Here is a 20,036-nt window from a genome sequence, read left to right as displayed (position 1 = left end):
AAAGCTGGCGCCAGGGCCGTTATTTTGATGAGTCTTATTTGCGCCAGGTATGTTTTTTTATTTATTCATTTAACTGACTAATTTATTAATGCCTGGAAATAAACTGGCTTGTTATTTATTGGCTGCTTTTGTCAGGATAGTAGCGCGGGGGAATTGCGGCGTAAATAAGACGGTTATTGACGCGAGTTGAATGCCAAATAACTCTCAATAAAAAAATTTTCTGTTTTATATCAGTGTGTTATAAGTATCTTATTGCTCTTTTTTGCCAAGCGAACGAACCCGCTTCATTGTGTAAAATACGATCGTTCACGTAAGGCTATGCCCGGCGGATGAGGGATCATTCACCGGATGGGGCTGTGTTTTATCGCCAGATTTGCGATTGGCAACCGCGCCGTCGGGTTGTATGTCCCGGTGTTTAAAAATAGGATGAATGCCCTGGCTCGCGCGGCGGATACTGTGACTGATGCGGCCGGTCACTCTGGCATGAAAAACGATAACTTTAAGGATGGCGAAATGAGACTGACGGTGGGGCTGGCGCTGACGCTGGCGATAATGACCTGCGGCGCCCAGGCGCGCGATATGCAATCCATCGAGCACAGCGGTGAACTGAAGGTGGGCGTGCCGGGCGATTACGCGCCGCTGGCGTTTCGCAATGCCGCCGGCGAACTGCAGGGCTATGACGTGGACATGGCCCGCGATCTCGGGCGCACGCTCGGGCTGAAGGTGAGCTTCGTCTACACCAGCTGGCCCGCGCTCGCCGCCGATCTGCAGGCGGACAAGTTTGATATTGCGATGGGTGGGGTTACCGAGACCCCGGCGCGGGCGCAAGCCTTCGCCCTCAGCCATCCGGTGGTGGCGAACGGAAAAATCGCCTTAGCCAACTGCCAGGCCGCCCCGCGGCTCGGTTCGCTGGAAAAAATTGACCGCCCGGACGTGAAAGTGGTCGTCAACCCTGGCGGCACAAACCAGAGCTTTGTCGATGAGCACATCAAGCAGGCGCAAATTATCCGCGTGCAGAACAATGTCGATAACCTGCAGGCGCTGCGGCAGAAAACGGCCGATATGATGGTGACCGATCTGATTGAAGGCGACTATTACCAGAGCAAAGAGCCCGGCGTGTTCTGCGTTGCCAACGAAACGCCATTCGCCGGCACCGCCAGCAACAAGGTGTATATGATGAGTAAAGATAACCCGGCGCTGCTGAAGAAAGTGAATCAGTGGCTGGATAGCCAGGACAAAGAGGTTCTCAAACGGAAGTGGAAAATTCGCGGTTAACCGCGGCGGCGCGCCACCGCCGGCAGACACGCCCGGCGGTGGCTATCGTCCACGATTAGCGCTGCGGCGACAGCGCCTGTCGCGCCAGACCGCGAAAGTAGCAGGCGTAGCCGAGGGTGGCGGTCAGACACAGCATATAGCCAAACGACTCGCTGCCTTCCTCGACCGTATTTTTTACCACCCGGGCGTAGTTCTCTTCCAGCACGGCGTACCACAGGCCGTGCATGCCAAACAGCCGCGAGAAGACCAGAATCGCCAGCAGGCCGCTGATCATCATCCCGTAATAGGGCGTGCGGGTATACGCCGCCAGCTGCGACAGGGTCTGATGCAGATGGCGCAACGGCAACAGCAGCGACCCCGCGGTGGCCAGCAGGGCAAACCACACCCAGCTGCCGTGGGAGAGTAAATCAAACAGGCCATCCAGTTCGCGGATCAGCATGGCAAGAAAGAAGCCGCCGATGAGGATATTGCTATAGCGCAAGTGGGCATATTTCCGCGCCAGCAGCAGATGAACCAGCACGATAACGGCCAGCACGCTCTCCTGGACCACTTCGGTGAGCGACACCTCCGGGATGTCGTTGCCAAACACCCGAATATCCACCCACAGGCAGAGTACCGCGAGGGCGGCCGCGACCGCCGCGCCGAAAAAGAAAAGCAAGCTTCGTAACAGAGACATTAACACCACAACTTATGCTTAAAACAAATATCATAAGTTCTGGGAATACATGTTCCTGTTCACTTTGTGCGACTTTGCGGCTGTTTTTTAACATTTTGCGCTTTTTAGCGCCCAAGAAGGCGGCAGGGGAGGGGGCTCCCCTGCATAAAGGGGATTCAGAGAATATCATCCACCACGCCGCCATCGACGCGCAGCGCGGCGCCGGAGGTGGCTGACGCCTGCGGCGAGCAGACGTAGACCACCATATTGGCGACCTCTGCCACCGAGGCCGCCCGCTGGATCACCGAGCTCGGACGATGGGTCATGACAAACGCTTTCGCCAGTTCCTCCAGCGACTGACCGGTTTTCGCCACTTCGTCTTTCAGCATTTCGGCAAAGCCGTCGGAAATCGTTGGCCCTGGCAGAACGCTGTTAACGGTCACTCCGCTGCCGGCGACATATTTCGCCAGGCCGCGGGCCAGCGAGAGCTGCGCGGTCTTGGTGACGCCATAGTGGATCATGTCCGCCGGGATATTGCGCGCCGATTCTGAGGAGATAAACACCACCCGTCCCCAGCCTTTACTGACCATCGCCGGGAGCAGCCCCCGTGACAGGCGTACGCCGGACATGACGTTGGTCTGCCAGTAGTTGTCCCATGTCGCGTCGTCGGTGGCGTAGAAATCCTGCGGGCCATAGATCCCGGCGTTATTGACCAGAATATCGACGCCGTTCACCGCCCGCAGCAGCTGGGCTGCGCCGTCGGCGTCGCTGAGGTCGGCGATGGCGGGTCGCGCCTTCGCGCCCGACACCTCATTTTGCAGACGAGCGATGGCGGCGTTCACGCTCTGCTCACTGCGCCCGTTAAGGATGATCTCTGCGCCGCTCTCCGCCAGGCCTTTGGCGATGGCGAAGCCAATACCCGCCGTGGAGGCGGTGACCAGCGCGACTTTCCCCGATAAATCAATCTTCATGTTCCTGCCTTCTGGTTGTGGATCTCCTATTAAGCGTAGCAGCGGCGATATAGCCGGGGATCAGTAACCGGCGTGCTTATTGACCAGGTTCTTCAGCGGCAGCCCGCGGCGCTGGCGCTGAATGTTCTCCAGCAGCTGGCGGGCGATCACCTCGGCAGGGGCCGCAGAGGCCATATGCGGGGTGATGACCACCTGCGGATGGCGCCACAGCGGATCGTCCGCCGGCAATGGCTCCTGCGGGAAGACGTCGAGCACCGCCCCGGCGAGCTGGCCGCTCTCCAGCGCCGCCAGCACATCCTCATTGACCATATGCTCCCCGCGGCCGCAGTTGATCAACACCGCCCCGGCGGGTAGCCGGTTGAACAGCGGCGCGGCGAGGATACCTCGGGTCTGCGCGGTGAGCGGCAGGAGGTTAATCAGCCCGTCAAGCGACCCAAGAAAGTGGTCGAGCGCCTCCTCGCCGCGATAGCAGGTGACGCCAGCCAGCTGCTTTTCATTGCGCGACCAGCCGGAGACCCGATAGCCGAGGCGGGCCAGCTGGTCGGCGATATAGCCGCCAATTTCGCCGAGCCCCATAATGCCGATATGGAAGTCGGCGGCGGCGCGCTGGGGATAGAGCTTCCAGGTTTGGGTCCGCTGGTGGGCCAGCGCCCGGTCGAAATGGCGCTGAAACCACAGGACGCTCCACAGGGCATATTCGAACATGCCGTGGCGAAAATCTTCATCGATCACCCGGCACAGCGGGATCTCGCTGGCGAACAGCGCGGGCGGCAGATGATCGACCCCGGCGGACGCGGCCTGGATCAGCTTCAGCCCCGGCGAACGGGTCAACAGCTGCGGGTCCGGGAACCAGCAGCTGGCGTACTGGGCGTCGCGCGCCGCCTGGTGATGGGGCAGAAGCGCCGTGACGTCGGGAAACTGCTGCAGGGCGGCGCAGATATCGCGGGCGAAATCCGCGTCGTTACAATCCACCACGATAGTGATATCAGACATAGGCGTTAGTCTTTGTAAGAGGTATCGAGACGGTCAAGACGGCGCAGCCACGCCTGCCAGACCTGTTGACGTTCATGCTCCACGCCCATCAGCTGCTCGCAGGCGTGCTGGCTAAGGTGCGGGGCGATGGTGTGGATCGGGCTGAGGGCCGCCAGCTGGGCGGCGGCCATCTGGATCTCGCAGGCGCGGTTCAGGTAGTACATGATATAAAAGGCGTCAGCCACGGTGCGGCCCACCGACAGCAGGCCGTGGCTCTGCAGGATCATAGCGATATTATTCCCCAGCGAGCGCTGGATGCGCGCCCGTTCGTCGAGGTCAAAGGCCACCCCTTCATAGGGATGGTAGCCGACGCGCTGGTAAAACTCGGTGCTGATCTGGTTGAGCTGCAGCAGGCCATCCTCGCAGGCGGCCACCGCCATCCCCGGCAGCGTATGGGTGTGGATCACGCAGTGGGCGTCTTCCCGGGCCATATGCACCGCGCTGTGGATGGTAAAGCCCGCCGAGTTAGCCGGCGCGTCGCCCGCTACGACCTTGCCCTGCATATCCACTACGATCAGGTTGCTGGCGGTGACTTCGTCAAACATCATGCCGAAGGGATTAATTAAAAAACGCGGCTCGCCGTCGCCGGGCAGGCGCACGGAGAAGTGGGTGTAGAGGGTATCCTCCCAGCCGAACAGCGCCGCCAGCCGGTAGGCGGCGGCCAGCTGCTGGCGCAGGTGTTGCTCAGTTGCCATTTAGCGTACTCCCATAAATTCACGGATTCGTTGCAGAGAAGGCGCCTCCAGCGGGCTGCGGATCACCTGCGGGGCGATATCGGCCTGCACCACGCCGTTCTCCATCAGCACCACGCGGTCGGAAATCGACAGGGCGAAGTCCATCTCGTGAGTGACAATCAGCATGGTCATGCCTTCGCGGGCCAGCGACTGAATGACCTTCAGCACTTCGCCTACCAGCTCCGGATCCAGCGCCGAGGTCGGTTCGTCAAACAGCATGATGTCCGGCTTCAGCGCCAGCGCCCGGGCGATCGCCACGCGCTGCTGCTGGCCGCCGGAGAGCTGTCCGGGGTACTTGTGGGCATGGGCCAGCAGGCCGACGCGGTCGAGCAGCGCCAGGGCCTGCTCGCGGGCGACCGGCTGGTCCAGCAGCTGGTGATAGCGCGGGGCCAGCATCACGTTGTCGAGCACCGTGCGGTGGGGGAACAGGTTGAAGCTCTGGAAGACCATGCCGATGCGCCGTACCCCGGCGCGCATCTGGCGTTTGTCGACGATGGCTCCGCCCTTAAGATAGTCCTCGCCGTAGAGAATGATCTCCCCGCCATCAAGGCTTTCGAGGGCGTTGATGGTGCGGATCAGGGTGGTTTTGCCGGAGCCGGACGGGCCGATGATGCTGATCACCTCCCCGTTCTCCACCTGCAGATCGATGCCTTTCAGCACCTCATGCTGCCCCCAGGATTTGCGAATGCCCCGCAGATCGAGCGCCGGCGGCGCGCCGTTGACGGCCGGGGTGTTGCTCTCTTCGCTCAGCGCCGGCAGGCTCTGGCGCAGCGCCTGGCATTCCGCCTCGCTGAGGGTTTGCGGACGCTTACGCTGAATATCGAGACGATTTTCCAGCGCCCGGTACAGCCAGGTGAAGACGGTAACCACCATCACGTAGTACACCGCTACCGCCAGCAGGGTCTCCATCACAAGGAAATTCTGCGCATACAAGCGCTGGCCGGTGAGCAGCAGCTCGGGTAAGGAGACCACCGACAGAATCGAGCTCAGCTTAATGATGGTGATGTATTCATTGATCAGCGTCGGTAGCGAGATGCGAAACGCCTGAGGGATCACGATCAGCCGCTGGATGCCGATAAAGCTGAAGCTCAGCGCATGGCCTGCCTCGCTCTGCCCCTTGGCCACCGACAGCAGCCCGCCGCGGTGGATCTCCGCCATATAGGCCGCCTCGGTGACGGTCATCGACACCAGCCCGGCGATAAACGGCACCCCGAGCAGCGGCTGGGTCACCGGAAACAGCTGCGGCAGGTTGTAGACAAACACCAGCAGCACCATCAGCGGCACGCTGCGAAAAAACCAGATATAGAGTTCGACGGGGATCTTGACCCAGCGCGGCGCCGAGAGCTTCGCGCAGGCTAACAGAAAACCGACCACCAGGCCGATCCCCCAGGACAAGGTGCTGATTACGATGACAGTCACGCACGCCTGCCAGAATGCCCCAATGCTAAACAATGAAAAAAAGTATCCCCAATCGAACGCCATACTGACTCCTGTTGCGCAGTGCTTATTGTCTTAATCGATGCTTTCTAAGTTGTATTTTTTGATCAGCGCGGCATATTGGCCGTTGGCTTTCAGCGTGGCCAGGGTGGCCTTGATCGCCTCCGCCAGCTCGGTGTTGCCTTTGGCGACGTAGATCCCCAGCGGCAGCGGGTAGACCAGGCGCGTAGAGCTTATCGCCAGGCGGCCGCGGCTCTTGTCGACGATGATCTGCGCTGCCGGGGCAATCTCAAGCTGAGCGCCGATGTTCTTCGACAGCAGCGCCTGCGAGGCTTCCGGCGCCGTCGGGAACTCCTGAATGGTGATGGCCGGTTTGCCGTTTTTCAGGCACCACTCATCGGAGTGTTTTTTCAGGCTGGTCACCCAGGTGGTGCCCGCCTGCAGACCGACCTTCACACCGCACAGCTCATCTTCGGTTTTCGGCTGCACCGCGCCGCCCTTCAGGGCGATGATCGACGCGCCGGAGAGGGCGTAAGGGATGGCGTCGGCCTGTTTCTGGCGCTCCGGCGTCACGTACATCCCGGAGATCACCGCGTCATATTTCTTGCCGATGCCGAGGATCAGGCTGGTGAACTTGGTGTCGATCAGCTGCGGTTTGGCCTGCAGATGTTGGGCGATCAGCGCGGCAAACTCCGGGTCGAGACCGACGATATTGTTATTGCTGTCATAGGACTCAAACGGCGGGTAGGTGACCTCCATCCCCACCTTAAAGACGCCCTCGGTCAGCAGTTCCGCCGCCTGGGTGACAGGGGAAAAACAGGCGCTGACGGCGAGGGTAAGCGCGACATGGCGCGAGATTTTTTTCAGGGTGCTAGTCATCATGGATCCTCACGGGTGGTTAGGGGTTTTTTTGCTGAGCCTGTTTTTTCAAATGGCCAAACGTATTGGTGCCGCGCGCGCGCTCCGGTAGCTGAAGTTCACCGCGATTGACCTTTTCGCGCAGGTAGCGATAGGTTTGCAGGGCCTGGCTCCACATATGCTCCCCGATGCTGAGCTCCTGATATTCACCGGCTTCGCCGGCGGCGAGAAAAGTCGGCAGCGGACGGATCAGCGTGTGGTAATCGCAGGCGAAAAACAGCGGGAAGGAGTACCGCTCCTGCGGCACTTTGCGCACCCGGTGGGCTGTAGCAACAAATGTGCCAGCGCTGAGCACTTCCAGCATGTCGCCGATATTGATCACGAACGCCTCTTCTCCGGCGGCGTTCTTGACGGGAGGTGCATCGATCCACACGCTTTCTTCATTGAGAACTTCAAGGCCGGGCTGGTCGGCGAGCAGCAGGGTGAAGCACTCATAGTCGGTGTGTGCACCAATTCCGGGAACATCTTCGACGCTGGCGTCGAACGGGTAATGGATCAGCCGCAGCTTAGCCGGCGGGCAGGTCACCATCGGTTTGAAATACCCTTCCGGCAGGCCGAGCGCGAGGGCGAAAGCGTCGAACAGACGGTGGCCGAGGGCGAAAACCGCGTCGTAGTAGGCCAGCACCCGCGCGCGGAAATCCGGCAGATCGGGCCACTCGTTGGCGCCGATCAGCGGCGTACCGGCGAGCACCAGCGGATGGTCATCCGCTGCCTGGAAGCCGATATCGAAAGCCTCTTTATGGTCCGGCTTGCCGGAGCCGTAGATCTCTTCTCCTTCCGGAACGTAGCCCTTATGGCTTTTGGAGTGGCCGATGTAATAGTTCATCTTCTCCTCCATCGGCAGGGCGAAGATCTGCTTCGCCGCCTCGCGGACGCCGGCGATCAGCGCCGGGTCGATACCGTGGCCGGTGATGTAGAAAAAGCCCACCTCGCGCGCCGCGCGGCCGATGGCGTCGGCCACCGCCTGACGCCTGGCGAGGTCATCGCCGGCCAGATCGCGGATATCGATGGTCGGGAGTTCAGTAAAAGCGTGCTTCACGGCGGTCATGGCTGCGGTTCCTGTTCAGTGAGCGATAAAAACTGCTGAAAGTGGGCCTGCTGGCGCGTGGCCATCCAGGCGTTGAGCGACCAGAGATCGGCCACCGGAACGTTGGTGAACGGCAGATGGTGCAGATAGCCGTCGGCGCCAAACTCCGGGGTCAGCGTGGTCTGCGGGTAGCCGCGCTGGCGCTGCGAACGCCAGATTTGCTGCCAGAAGCGCTCGGCAAAAGCCAGCGCCGGCTGATACTCAGGCGCCGCCGGGTGCGGCACCTGCGGCCCCTGGTCGTAGCCCACCCGAGCCTGCACGTGATGCACGCGGTCGATAAAGGCGCTGAAGTCATCGCTGGGGTCATCCAGCAGGCGCTCGCTGACCACCACCCAGTGGCTGATGTCGGCGGTAAAGCGCAGCTGGGGGAGCTGCTGAATGATCTCCAGGGTGAGCCACGGGCTGTACAGCGAGGTGGCGCGATGGGTTTCAAAGCTGCAGGTCAAACCAAACCCGGCGGCCAGCTCGTGCGCCTTGCCGAGAAAATCGACCTGCTGCGCCAGCGGCCAGCGATCGTTGCCCGCCAGCAAATTGACAAAGCGCGGGTTGAGGCTGCTGGCCTCGGCGAAGCGGGTCTGCAGGCGCGCCAGATGCTGCTCGGGCGTTTCATGCTGGGCGGGGAGCACCCCGCCGCCGCTGAAAAGAATGGCGATATACTCCAGCCCCGACGCCTGCAGGCGGTCGGCGAGCTGCCGCCGCTCGGCCACCGTTAACGGCACGCGGGCTTCGATGCCGCAGCAGCCGACGCGCTGCAGTTCATCCAGCGTTTGCGGCCAGGGGGTCGTCACTCCCCAGAGGGTGCGAAAGCATTTCAGCTCCATGGCGGCTTCCTCAGGCGTACTTCACGCCGGGCAGGACGCAGAGCATCTCGTACAGCAGGTTGGCCGCCAGCTGGGAGGTATTACCGCTCACGTCGTAGGGGGGCGAGACCTCGACCAGATCGGCGCCAATCAGGTTCAGGCCGCGGCAGCCGCGGACGATCTCCAGCGCCTGAATGGAGGTCAGACCGCCAACTTCCGGCGTCCCGGTTCCCGGAGCCCAGATGGGATCGAGGCTGTCGATATCAAAGCTGAGATACACCGGCCCGTCGCCCATCTGCTGGCGGACTTCGGCCATCAGCGGCGCCAGCGAGGTATGCCAGCACTGCTCCGCCTGCACCAGGCGAAAGCCCTGGTCAACGCCCCACTGGAAGTCGCCGGCGGCATAGCCCTGGGCGCGCTGGCCAATCTGCACCACCCGTTTGAGGTCGAGCAGTCCCTCCTCAACGGCGCGGCGGAAGGTGGTGCCGTGGGCGATTTTCTCTCCGAACATCTCATCATTGGTATCGGTATGGGCGTCGACGTGGATGAGCCCCACCGGACCATGTTTTTTGGTCAGCGCCCGCAGGATCGGCAGGGTAATGGTGTGGTCCCCGCCGAGGGTCAGCGGGATCAGCGGATAACTATTCAAACCAGTGTAGTAATCTTCGATAATTTGCACCGATTTGAGCAGGCTGTAGGTATTGATCGGCACATCGCCGATGTCGGCCACCGACAGCGAGTCGAACGGCGCGGCGCCGGTCGCCATATTGTACGGACGGATCATCACCGATTCGGCGCGAATATAGCGTGGTCCGTAGCGCGTGCCCGAGCGCTGCGAGGTGCCGATATCCAGCGGAATGCCGACAAATGCCGCGTCAAGTCCCTGTAAATCTTCGATAAACGGCAGGCGCATCATTGTGGCGCGTCCGGCGAAGCGTGGCATCTCATTGCCACCCTGCGGTTGGTGAAAGAGGTTATCCATGTCTGCTCCTGAATCTGACGGATGAAACGTAACAGGAGAGATAGTGCGCAACCCGCGCTGGACTTTACATCGTCTGGCGTAAATACTCAGTTCATTTATTGGTGAACTAAATACGATGCATCACGACGCCAGCCTCAATATTCGCCAGCTGCAGGTTTTCGAGGCGGTGGCCCGCCTGGAGAGCTACAGCCGGGCCCAGCAGGAGCTGGGTATTTCGGTCTCCGCCATCAGCAATGCGATGTCGCAGCTGGAGGGACAGCTCGGCTTCACCCTCTGCCAGCGCGGGCGCGGCGGCTTTTCTCTGACCGAGAAAGGCCAGCAGTTTTTACAGCAGGCGATCCGCGTGCTGAGTGAACTCAATGAGCTGGAGCGGCAGTCGGCGCTGCTCAAAGGGGAGCACAGCGGCACCCTGTGCATCTCGACGCTCGACTCCATCGAGACCGAAACGGCGCTCTCGCTGCCGGTGGTTCTGCGCAGCTTCAGCGACAAATTTCCCCATGTGCATATCAAACTGATTATCCGCACCCCGGCGGAGCAACTGAACGGCGTGCTGAACAACCATATCGACCTGGCCATCGGCAGCTACAACTCGCAGGTGCATAACATCATCAGCGAGCCGCTGTACCGTGAACAGCACTGGCTCTACTGCAGCGATCTGCACCCGATGTTCTTCAGCCGCCAGCTCGATAAAGAGCAGATCAGCCAGTGCCCGCTGGTGACCCGCAGCTACTGGAACACCAGCGATCTCCGCCGTCGGGGCTTCAGCAAAGGGAGCGCCACCGTCGAGACCGTCGACGCCCAGCTGCTGCTGATCCTCTCGGGGAAATATATTGGCTATCTGCCGGAGCATTACGCCTGGCCGTGGATCAAAGAGAACCGCCTGCGGGTGCTGCTGCCCAACGAGTTTGGCTTTCAGTCGCCGTTCTCGGCCATCTGTAAGCGCGGGCGCAGCAATGAGCCCTACCTGAAAGCGTTCCGCGACCTGCTGAAGAAAAACACGGTGGCGCGGCCGAAGTGGAATTATTAAGCGGGGCGGGCGCTTCCCTGTGCCGGGGTGGTGATTTTCGCGCTTAGCGCGCTGCCCGGCGGGGGTATGTCCCCTGTTCAAAAAACGAACGGCGGCCGGTAGCCCGCCCGGGCTGCGGCTGCCAGGCAACTGCCTCCAGGTTATCCACAGGGTTAGGCGCCGCTGGTGTGGACAGGTCGCGGGGCGACAGGGCGCGGCTAGCGGAACAAAGGATGGCGTTTGCGTTAAATAAAACGGTACGAAGGGGAATCTGTGTTTGCCCCGCCTTTGCCCGTGAAATCAGAAAATTTACTTCGCAGGCTAACCGCAGATTGCTTCAAAAAAATTCCCGTATTTGTTATATTGTTGTTCATTGATTATTCACCTCTGCGGTGCCAAAAAGAACAAGATTCACCGCAACCCAGGACACAGCCATGTTAGATTACCGCTTCCCGACAGCTTTGCAGATGGTTCTCAGCGTAGCAATGGCGGAGCAGATGGGTGAACGTTCGACGAGTGCGATTCTGGCCTACGGCCTGGAAGCGAACCCGAGCTTTATCCGTAAACTAATGGTTCCGCTAACTCGTGACGGCATTATCGTCTCCACGCTTGGCCGCAACGGCTCAATTCATCTTGGCCGTCCGGCGGACAAGATCACCCTGCGTGATATCTATCTTTCGGTTATCGAAGATAAAAAACTGTGGGCGTCGCGTCCTGACGTCCCGGCCCGCTGCGTGGTCAGCGCCAACGCCTGCTGGTACTTCAAATCGGTTGCCGACGAAGCAGAGCAGGCTTCGTTAAACGTCCTCGCTCGCCATACCGTGGCCAGCGCGCTGGAGGCGGTCAAAAACGCCGATACCAGCGGCTGCGACCCGGTGCCGGAAATGATCGCCCGCTTTAAAAAAGCGCATTAATCGTTTTCTGGTGACGAAAAAAAACCGCCTTCAACTTGTGAAGGCGGTTTTTTTGTTATCTGCTGCAGGCTAGGCGGGCAGATCCTCCTGGACCGGCTTCCTGCGGGTCACCAGTTTTCGCAGCGTCACGTAAAACACCGGCGTCAGGAACAGACCGAAGAGCGTCACGCCCAGCATCCCGGAGAACACCGTGATCCCGGTGACGCCGCGGACTTCCGCCCCCGCGCCGTGGCCGAGGATCAGCGGAATGGTCCCGGCGATAAAGGCGATGGAGGTCATCACGATCGGGCGCAGACGCAGGCGGCATGCCTCCAGCGCGGCTTCCATGATGCCTTTCCCCTGGATCTCCAGCTCGCGGGCAAACTCGACGATCAGAATGGCGTTTTTACAGGCCAGACCCATCAGGACCACCAGCCCCACCTGCACGAAGACGTTGTTATCGCCCCCGGTCAGCCAGACACCAAACAGCGCGGAGAGCATCGTCATCGGCACGATAAGGATCACTGCCAGCGGCAGGGTCCAGCTTTCATACAGCGCGGCCAGCACGAGGAACGCCAGCAGCACCGCCACCGGGAAGACGATCAGCGCCGTGTTGCCCTGGGTGGCCTGCTGGAAGCTGAGATCCGTCCACTCAATATTCATCCCATTCGGCAGGATCTGCTTCGACAGCTCCTCCAGATGCGTCATCGCCTGTGAAGAAGAGAGGACCCGCGGATCGGCATCGCCAATCAGGTCCGCCGCCGGATAACCGTTGTAGCGGATCACCGGATCCGGCCCGTAGGTGGTACTGATATTCACCATACTGCCGATCGGTACCATTTCGCCCTGATTATTGCGGGTGCGCAGATTGGCGATATCTTCCACGCTTTCGCGGTATGGTCCGTCAGCCTGGGCCATCACGCGCCAGGTACGCCCGAACTGGTTAAAGTCATTGACATAAGACGAGCCGAGATAGGTCTGCAGCGTACCGAATAGCTCGGTTAGCGATACCCCCTGCGCTTTCGCCTTATCGCGATCGACCTGCACGTCCAGCTGCGGCACGTTAGCCTGGTAAGTCGAGATCGGGAAGTGCATCCCCGGCGTCTGCATAATCGCCCCGGACATCGCATTCACCGCGCTTTGCAGCGCGCCATAGCCCAGCCCTCCGCGATCCTGGATGTACAGGGAGTAGCCGGAACCCTGACCCAGTCCTAAAATCGGCGGCGGCAGGATGGAGAAGCCAAAGCCCTGCTGGATTTGCGCGATTTTGGCGTTGATCTCCGCGTTAATTTCCGCCGCCGTGTGTTTGCGCTGGTCGAACGGTTTCAGGCCAAAAAAGACCGTCCCGGTATTCGGCGTGTTGGTGAACTGCAGCGCGTTAAGCCCCGGGAAAGCGACCGCATAGTCGACCCCTTCGGTATTCATCCCGATCTCGCTCATTTTGCGGATCACCGCGTCGGTGCGCGCCAGCGACGACCCTTCCGGCATCTTCACGCCGCCAATGAGATACAGCTTATCCTGGGTGGGAATAAACCCGCCGGGGACGGCTTTAAACATCACCCCAGCGGCGCAGAGCAGCAGCAGATACACCGCAAACACCGCGCCACGGCGTCCGAGGGTTTTGCTCACCAGCCCCTGATAGCCGTTCGAGCTGCGCAGGAAAAAGCGGTTAAACGGACGGAAAATCCAGCCAAACAGACGATCGATCAGCCGGGTAGGGAGGTCTTTCTTCGCGCCGTGCGGCTTTAACAGCAGGGCCGCCAGCGCCGGGGAGAGCGTCAGCGAGTTGATGGCCGAGATCACCGTCGAGATGGCGATGGTCACCGCGAACTGTTTGTAGAACTGGCCGGTGACCCCGGAGAGAAACGCCATCGGCACGAACACCGCACACAGCACCAGCGCAATGGCGATAATCGGCCCGGAGACCTCACGCATCGCCTGATGCGCCGCGGCAAGCGGCGCAAGCCCCTCTTCGATATTACGCTCGACGTTCTCCACCACCACGATGGCGTCGTCCACCACGATACCGATAGCCAGTACCAGCCCGAACAGGCTCAGGGTATTCAGCGAGAAGCCCAGCAGATAGAGAATGCTGAAGGTACCCACCACCGATACCGGCACCGCGATCAGCGGGATAATCGACGCGCGCCAGGTCTGCAGGAACAGGATCACTACCAGCACCACCAGCACTACCGCCTCCAGCAGCGTCTGCACCACCGCGCGGATGGAGTCGCGGACGAAAACCGTCGGGTCGTACGGCGCCGCCCATTGCATATCTTCCGGGAAGCGGGTGGCCAGCTCGGCCATTTTGGCGCGTACCGCGTTCGACAGATCGATGGCGTTAGCGCCGGGTGACTGGAAGATACCGATCCCGACCGCATCCTTATTGTTGAGCTGGGAGCGCAGCGCATAGCTACCGGAACCCATCTCGATGCGCGCCACGTCGCGCAGGCGGACCAGCGAGCCATCCTGCGCCGTTTTCAGAATGATATTGCCAAACTCTTCTTCGGTATGCAGACGGCCCTGGGCGTTAATGGAGATCAGGAAATCGCTCTCCTGCGGCAGCGGCTCGGCGCCAAGCTGTCCGGCAGACACCTGGACGTTTTGCTCCTGCATCGCCGTCACCACATCCGAGGCCGTCAGACCGCGGGCAGCGACCTTATTGGGATCCAGCCAGACGCGCATCGCATATTCACCGGAGCCAAAAATCTGGATCTGGCCGACGCCGGGCAGGCGCGCCAGCTCATCCTTCACTTTCAGCGTGGCGTAGTTGCGCATATACAGCGAGTCGTACTTCCCGCCGGGGGAGAACAGATGCACCACCAGGGTCAGCGTCGGAGACTGCTTCTGGGTGGTGATCCCCAGACGGCGTACATCCTCCGGCAGACGCGCTTCGGCCTGCGCGACGCGGTTCTGCACCTGAACCTGCGCCTGATCCGGGTCGGTACCCGGGCGGAAGGTGACGGTGGTGACCAGCACGCCGTCGGAGCCGGCGACCGATTTCATGTACATCATGTTTTCAACGCCGTTGATCGCTTCCTCCAGCGGCGTCGCCACGGTCTCGGCAATCACTTTCGGGTTGGCGCCGGGATACTCCGCGCGCACCTGGACGCTCGGCGGGACGACATCCGGATATTCGCTCACCGGCAGCAGTAGGATAGCGATTAACCCGGTGATAAAAATTAAAATCGACAGCACCGCGGCGAAAATCGGCCTGTCGATAAAAAAGCGGGAAAAGTCCATGTCTTGGATTCTCTGATTAGGGATCAGTTAAGGGTGGCGCTGGAGGTCATGGCAACGGTTTTGGCGTTAACCGGCATACCCGGCATAAACACTTTTTGTAAGCCGTCGACGATGACGCTATCCCCAGGATTCAACCCCTTCTGAACGATGCGTAAACCGTCTGCCAGCCGCCCTGGGGTAATGTCGCGGCGCTGTGCTTTACCATCTTTATCAACGATATAGACGTATTTACGATCCTGATCGGTCAGTACCGCTTTGTCGTCGATCAGCGTGGCTTTGAACTCTGCGCTGCCCGGCAGACGCACGCGGGCAAACAGCCCCGGCGTGAACAGACGCTGCGAGTTATCCAGCAGCGCACGCATGCGGATGGTGCCGGTACTCGGCGTTAACTGATTATCGAGAAAATCCACTTTGCCCTGGTGGGGGTAACCCTCCTCGCCCACCAGGCCAATCTCCACCGGGAGCGCCTGATTATCGCTGGACGCGCCTTGCCCGCGGCGGGCGAGGTTTTGATAGTGGAGGTAGGTTGACTCGTCGACGTCAAAGTAGACGTACACCGTCTTTTGCGAGACCAGGGTGGTGAGCACGCTGGCGGTGTCGCCCGCGGTGACCAGGTTACCGCTGGTGATCAGCGCCCGGCTGGCGCGGCCGTCAATAGGGGCGGTCACTTTGGTGAAGTCGAGGTTAAGCTGCGCGGCATCCACCGCCGCCTGCGCGGCGCGAATGTCGGCCTGCGCCTGAACCGCGGCTGACCGGCGCTGCTCCCACTCTTCACGGGAGACGAGGTTGGTATGGACTAATTTATCGGTGCGGTTCGCCTCGCTTTGCGCGAGGCTGGCCTGCGTTTTGGCTCTTGCCAACGCCGCCTGCGCCTGCTCCAGCGCGGCGCGATAGGTTCTGTCATCTATCGTGAACAGCACCTGGCCCTTTTTCACCTCCTGGCCGTCAGTGTAATTCACTTTATCAATGTATCCCGAGACGCGAGGGCGAAGCTGAACGCTCTCCACCGCTTCAATGCGACCGTTAAAACTATCCCACTGACTGATCGACTTCACCAGCACCTTAGCGGCGCTGACCGTCGGGGCGGGAGGCGCAGCATTCTGCGCGACGCTGTCGTCGCAGCCGACGAGCAGAAAGGAGAGCATCATCGCGCCGAGCGCGGTCAGGTGAATGTTTCCCCAGGTTTTTTGCAGGCTCATTATTTTTATTCCGGTAAATGTAGCCGCCGGGCAAGACGCAGCGTGAGAAGCCGCGCCACTTCCTTTGTCCGGGCTGGCTTAAGGCCATTTGTGTCGATCATCGCCACAAAACTGTAACAATTTCGAATACACTATCGCGGCGATTGTAGGAAGGCGCTTAACTAAGTGCAAGAATAATTGTTGCACTTTATGTGCGGTCCAGGGGGGGGATAAAAAACCGCGATCCCGGCGTGGATTTAAATGTAACAATAAAACTTGCATTTTGTGTAAAAACAGGCCACCTTTAAATGCAACTGACAAAGATGCTTTTAACCGGCCGCGAGGGGGTAACATGATGAACACTGGCGCCATCATTCAGGATCTGATCGACTGGATCGACAACCATCTTGATAGCCGTCTGGATATTGACACCGTTGCCCGACGAGCCGGCTATTCGAAGTGGCACCTGCAGCGGATCTTCAAAGAACATACCGGGCAGCCCCTCGGAGAATATATTCGGGCGAAAAAGCTGCAAAAGTCGATCGAACGCTTGGCCCACAGCAACGAGCCGATCCTGAACGTGGCGATTGCCCTCGGCTTTGACTCCCAGCAGTCCTTCAACCGCAGCTTCAAGCGCCAGTACGGCCAGGCGCCCGGCGTCTGGCGCCGGAGTATCAGCCGCTCTGCTGCGCAAACATCTCGTCAGCGATCCGCATGACCGGGGAGGGTCAGTCCTGACCCGGCCCATGATCGAATTTGCTGCCTTTGCCGATGGCATAGAACTGCCCGCCTGCGACATAGTGAACGGTCCGTAGCTCGTCCGGCGCATCATCAAAAATCCAGTGTCCGTTGCGGAATACCCGGTCATCGCTCCAGGCGGCGACGATATCGCCCATAAACAGATTGTGTTGCTGCTGAATGTCCGGGTAGGGCATCACTTTGCACACCAGCCAGCCCGCACAGCCTGCCACAAGAGGAAGATCAAATTCCGGCTGATAAAAGAAGGGGATGGTGTCATTTTTATCCGGCGCGTCGGCATAGCTGCGCCCGCCAGCGTAGAGGACGGTTGCCATCTGGCTGACTACGGGGATCTGCACCACGAAATAGCCGCTCTTTTCCACCAGCTGACGAGTGAAAGCCTGGGTGCCAATATAGGCCACCACTTTTCGCTCGCCTGCCAGCCCAACCCAGGCGGCTGACATGACATTTTCGACGCCATCATATTTTGCGGAAATCATGGTGGTGGACCCGACCTGCAATAAACGATAGGCCTTACTTATTTCGACAGGCTGAACGGACATGGTTTTTCCTTTGTGCATGCTATTTAACGTAATGATTATCTGGATATTTATTGAGGGCATGTTCATTTTCGGGCCCCCTTTCGTAATCCACCGTGCAACGATACGCCAGGCGATTAAGCGTAAAAAGGTGCGTAAATTGTTTTCATTATTCATAATCCACGAATAATCATGCCGTCTGTCGGTAAGCTGCTCGCTACAGGAGAGAAAGAAGGTGGATCGTATTCAGGCTATGCAGATGTTTATGCGCGTCGCGGAGGCAGGAAGCTTCGTGCGTGCCGCGGAAACCCTTTCCCTGCCGGCCTCCACTGTCACCAGTACCATTAAAAACCTTGAAAAATACCTGAAGGTACGGCTGCTGAACCGGACCACAAGGCGGGTGAGCCTTACCCCGGAAGGGATGCAGTATCTGGCGCAGTGCCGGGAAATTCTCGCCCTCATCGAACATAGTGAATCCACCCTGAGCGAGTCTGTCGCGCGGCCTCAGGGGCGCCTGCGGGTTGATATGCCCGCGGGCATCGCGCATTTCATCGTCATGCCGCATCTGCCGGACTTTTACCGGCGCTATCCCGATATCTACCTGATGATCGGCGTCAGCGATCGCCAGGTCGATCTCATTCAGGAAGGCGTCGACTGCGTGATACGAACGGGAGAGCTGAACAACTCCAGCCTGGTGGCCCGCCCTCTGGGCCGCTTTCGCTGGGTCACCTGCGCGTCACCGGACTATCTCAGGGAATATGGTGTGCCGCCGTCACCGGAGGCGCTCTCTCAGCACCGGGCTGTGCATTATTTCTCCGGTCAGGCGAGGCGGGCCGATGAGTTCCGCTTCGTTCGCCATGGCGAGACCTTTTCTGTACCCGTCAGCGGCAACGCCGCGGTGAATGAAACGGGGCTCTATATAAAAATGTGCCTGGCAGGATTTGGGCTGGCGCAGCTGGCGGAGAATATCGTTGCTGACCACCTGCAGGAGGGGAGACTGGTGGAAGTGCTGACGGACTGGCAGCCGCCCCCGGTACCCGTCACATTGCTCTATCCGCACCAGCGCTTTCTCTCTCCCGCCGTGCGGGCGTTTGCTGAGTGGATGAGCGAGGTGGTTTGAGGGGAGTATTGCTTGCATTTAGCGCTTCGCGATGGAGGGTAGGGTTCCAGCAGAAATATCTGGTCTGCTGATGAATCGCTCGATATTCTGTAATGCTTTGTCTTTTTTGTGAACAGGAAAAAGTATGCTTAATACGCTACCCGATTTACACAGAAGTTTTGCAGAGCAACTGAAGCTTAAATTACAGTCTGATTCGCGGATCCACTCCCTTCTCGCCGGCGGCTCGTTTATCCATGGCGGGTTTGATCAATACTCCGATCTGGATTTCGTGGTGGTGATCGACCCTCTCTATTATGACGAAATCATGGCTCAGCGTATGGCGTTCGCCGGAACGCTCGGCCATCTGCTACATGCTTTCACCGGGGAACACGTCGGTGAGCCTCGCCTGCTGATCTGCCTGTTTGGCCCGCAACTTCTGCATGTCGATCTGAAATTTATCACCCTGGACATGCTCACTCAGCGCGTTGAGGAGCCTGCCGTGCTATTTACCCGTGATAACGATGCTCTCAAGCGACAGCTGGCAAAATTTAGCGCGCACTGGCCGAACATGACGCCGGAGTGGTTTGAGTCCCGGGCCTGGATCTGGCTGCATTATGCCGTGGTTAAACTGGGCAGGGGGGAACTCTTCGAAGCGCTGGGGATGCTGTCTTTCTTCCGGGAACAAGTGCTGGGGCCGATGCTGTTTCGTCGCGCCAATCTACCGCAACGCGGCGTTCGTCGAATAGAAGCCCTCGGCATTGAACCCGATGGCCTGCTGACTTCCACCCTGGCAACACACGATCGTCACTCCGTCGGGATTGCCATTCGAGGGGCTGCTGACGCTTATGTCAACCTGCGGGCTGATGCGCTGCCTGACAATATCGCAGACGATGCGGCGCGTCGGGCGGTCCTTGCCATGCTGGACGCGTATTCTCACAAGGGGTAAATCTATCCCTCCGGCCGCGGACGCGGCCGGAGGGTGAAAGGGTTGTGCGAGTGTCGTGGGAGGTCTAGTTCTGAGAGGGGGGGTTGGCGGGTAATTGGTAGCGCGAAAACAACAGAGCTTTTCGTTGGGCCTATCAATGGGCCTAAGAGGTTCGGATTTAATGAGTTCTCTTCGGACTTCACGGGACAAATTGCAGGCACAAAAAAGCCCGCAGGGCTTGCGCCGTGCGGGCTTTCAGGACTTCATCGGATGACTCTGGTAATCACCGATGGAGAATTTTGGTGGGCAAGCCACTCTACGAATCTGAGATGCTTTTGCCGTTGTACTGCATTTTTTTGAAGAATCTTTCCTACGATTTCGTTTCGTTTGTCTTCTCTAAGCCGTAATTCCAGTTCTGCAATTTTTTCAACGATACTTTCCTTTCTCTCAGTGGTTTTCAACACTGTTTCAGGAGCAGGAGCAGGAGCAGGAGCAGGAGCAGGAGCAGGAGCAGGAGCAGGAAG

General features: G+C 59.5%; 18 protein-coding genes and 1 pseudogene. 6 read left to right on the top strand and 13 right to left on the bottom strand.

What is annotated here, in order from left to right; genetic code table 11:
- The first annotated feature begins 426 nt into the window (after positions 1 to 426).
- Entirely contained in the window at positions 427 to 1,275 is an 849-nt protein-coding gene (locus tag BHE81_RS13135; RefSeq protein WP_020323979.1) for a transporter substrate-binding domain-containing protein, read from the top strand.
- A gap of 55 nt (positions 1,276 to 1,330) precedes the next feature.
- Here the strand turns inward: BHE81_RS13135 and BHE81_RS13130 are convergent, their stop codons facing one another.
- From BHE81_RS13130 to speB, 9 genes are all read right to left on the bottom strand, one after another.
- On the bottom strand, positions 1,331 to 1,951 hold the full coding sequence (locus tag BHE81_RS13130; protein ID WP_023301555.1) for a hypothetical protein: 621 nt from the start codon (positions 1,949 to 1,951) through the stop codon (positions 1,331 to 1,333).
- A gap of 155 nt (positions 1,952 to 2,106) precedes the next feature.
- Positions 2,107 to 2,901, bottom strand: coding sequence for an SDR family NAD(P)-dependent oxidoreductase (locus BHE81_RS13125; protein WP_023301556.1), 795 nt, complete (start codon positions 2,899 to 2,901; stop codon positions 2,107 to 2,109).
- Between the two features lie 60 nt (positions 2,902 to 2,961).
- Positions 2,962 to 3,894 carry a 2-hydroxyacid dehydrogenase gene (locus BHE81_RS13120; protein ID WP_110246656.1) on the bottom strand — a complete coding sequence of 311 codons (933 nt, stop codon included), beginning with the start codon at positions 3,892 to 3,894 and terminating at the stop codon, positions 2,962 to 2,964.
- Positions 3,895 to 3,899: 5 nt separating this feature from the next.
- Positions 3,900 to 4,628, bottom strand: coding sequence for a class II aldolase/adducin family protein (locus BHE81_RS13115; RefSeq protein ID WP_004180964.1), 729 nt, complete (start codon positions 4,626 to 4,628; stop codon positions 3,900 to 3,902).
- Positions 4,629 to 6,149: an amino acid ABC transporter permease/ATP-binding protein gene (locus tag BHE81_RS13110; RefSeq protein ID WP_023301558.1), complete on the bottom strand. Its 1,521-nt coding sequence runs from the start codon at positions 6,147 to 6,149 to the stop codon at positions 4,629 to 4,631. It lies immediately after the preceding gene.
- Positions 6,150 to 6,179: 30 nt separating this feature from the next.
- Positions 6,180 to 6,983 (bottom strand): ABC transporter substrate-binding protein, encoded by an 804-nt coding sequence (locus BHE81_RS13105; RefSeq protein WP_004151025.1) that lies wholly within the window; start codon positions 6,981 to 6,983, stop codon positions 6,180 to 6,182.
- 19 nt (positions 6,984 to 7,002) lie between these two features.
- Positions 7,003 to 8,070, bottom strand: a complete 1,068-nt coding sequence (locus BHE81_RS13100) for an isopenicillin N synthase family dioxygenase (protein ID WP_004145695.1) — start codon at positions 8,068 to 8,070, stop codon at positions 7,003 to 7,005.
- Positions 8,067 to 8,930 carry a sugar phosphate isomerase/epimerase family protein gene (locus BHE81_RS13095; RefSeq protein WP_004145694.1) on the bottom strand — a complete coding sequence of 288 codons (864 nt, stop codon included), beginning with the start codon at positions 8,928 to 8,930 and terminating at the stop codon, positions 8,067 to 8,069. Before BHE81_RS13095 ends, BHE81_RS13100 begins: the two co-directional genes overlap by 4 nt.
- 10 nt (positions 8,931 to 8,940) lie before the next feature.
- Positions 8,941 to 9,891: an agmatinase gene (gene speB / locus BHE81_RS13090; protein ID WP_004145693.1), complete on the bottom strand. Its 951-nt coding sequence runs from the start codon at positions 9,889 to 9,891 to the stop codon at positions 8,941 to 8,943.
- 115 nt (positions 9,892 to 10,006) lie between these two features.
- On the opposite strand from speB, the gene BHE81_RS13085 reads away from it, so the two are divergent.
- Both BHE81_RS13085 and BHE81_RS13080 read left to right on the top strand, forming a co-directional pair.
- Positions 10,007 to 10,918 carry a LysR family transcriptional regulator gene (locus BHE81_RS13085; protein ID WP_002914199.1) on the top strand — a complete coding sequence of 304 codons (912 nt, stop codon included), beginning with the start codon at positions 10,007 to 10,009 and terminating at the stop codon, positions 10,916 to 10,918.
- 413 nt (positions 10,919 to 11,331) lie between these two features.
- On the top strand, positions 11,332 to 11,811 hold the full coding sequence (locus BHE81_RS13080) for an RrF2 family transcriptional regulator (RefSeq protein WP_000888203.1): 480 nt from the start codon (positions 11,332 to 11,334) through the stop codon (positions 11,809 to 11,811).
- A gap of 69 nt (positions 11,812 to 11,880) precedes the next feature.
- Here BHE81_RS13080 and oqxB read toward each other — a convergent pair whose 3' ends face one another.
- A complete protein-coding gene (oqxB, locus tag BHE81_RS13075; RefSeq protein WP_110246654.1) occupies positions 11,881 to 15,033 on the bottom strand; it encodes a multidrug efflux RND transporter permease subunit OqxB in 3,153 nt (1,050 codons plus the stop codon).
- A gap of 23 nt (positions 15,034 to 15,056) precedes the next feature.
- Positions 15,057 to 16,232 carry a multidrug efflux RND transporter periplasmic adaptor subunit OqxA gene (gene oqxA, locus BHE81_RS13070; protein ID WP_002914189.1) on the bottom strand — a complete coding sequence of 392 codons (1,176 nt, stop codon included), beginning with the start codon at positions 16,230 to 16,232 and terminating at the stop codon, positions 15,057 to 15,059.
- 334 nt (positions 16,233 to 16,566) lie between these two features.
- Between oqxA and BHE81_RS13065 the strand changes: the two genes are divergently transcribed.
- Positions 16,567 to 16,929, top strand: a complete 363-nt coding sequence (locus tag BHE81_RS13065) for a helix-turn-helix domain-containing protein (RefSeq protein WP_085783298.1) — start codon at positions 16,567 to 16,569, stop codon at positions 16,927 to 16,929.
- 10 nt (positions 16,930 to 16,939) lie between these two features.
- On the opposite strand, the gene BHE81_RS13060 is transcribed toward BHE81_RS13065, so the two are convergent.
- On the bottom strand, positions 16,940 to 17,512 hold the full coding sequence (locus tag BHE81_RS13060) for a flavin reductase family protein (protein WP_004174789.1): 573 nt from the start codon (positions 17,510 to 17,512) through the stop codon (positions 16,940 to 16,942).
- A gap of 211 nt (positions 17,513 to 17,723) precedes the next feature.
- On the opposite strand from BHE81_RS13060, the gene BHE81_RS13055 reads away from it, so the two are divergent.
- Both BHE81_RS13055 and BHE81_RS13050 read left to right on the top strand, forming a co-directional pair.
- A complete protein-coding gene (locus BHE81_RS13055; RefSeq protein ID WP_002914178.1) occupies positions 17,724 to 18,608 on the top strand; it encodes a LysR family transcriptional regulator in 885 nt (294 codons plus the stop codon).
- A gap of 124 nt (positions 18,609 to 18,732) precedes the next feature.
- Positions 18,733 to 19,533 carry a hypothetical protein gene (locus tag BHE81_RS13050; protein ID WP_023342633.1) on the top strand — a complete coding sequence of 267 codons (801 nt, stop codon included), beginning with the start codon at positions 18,733 to 18,735 and terminating at the stop codon, positions 19,531 to 19,533.
- A gap of 242 nt (positions 19,534 to 19,775) precedes the next feature.
- Here the strand turns inward: BHE81_RS13050 and BHE81_RS28745 are convergent.
- A pseudogene (locus BHE81_RS28745) lies at positions 19,776 to 20,036 on the bottom strand (hypothetical protein); the annotation flags it as partial.

Source organism: Klebsiella sp. AqSCr (assembly GCF_008452795.1).
Lineage (GTDB): Bacteria > Pseudomonadota > Gammaproteobacteria > Enterobacterales > Enterobacteriaceae > Klebsiella > Klebsiella pneumoniae.
Note: the sequence above shows the minus strand (reverse complement) of the source record. Positions and strands in the feature narration are given on the sequence as shown.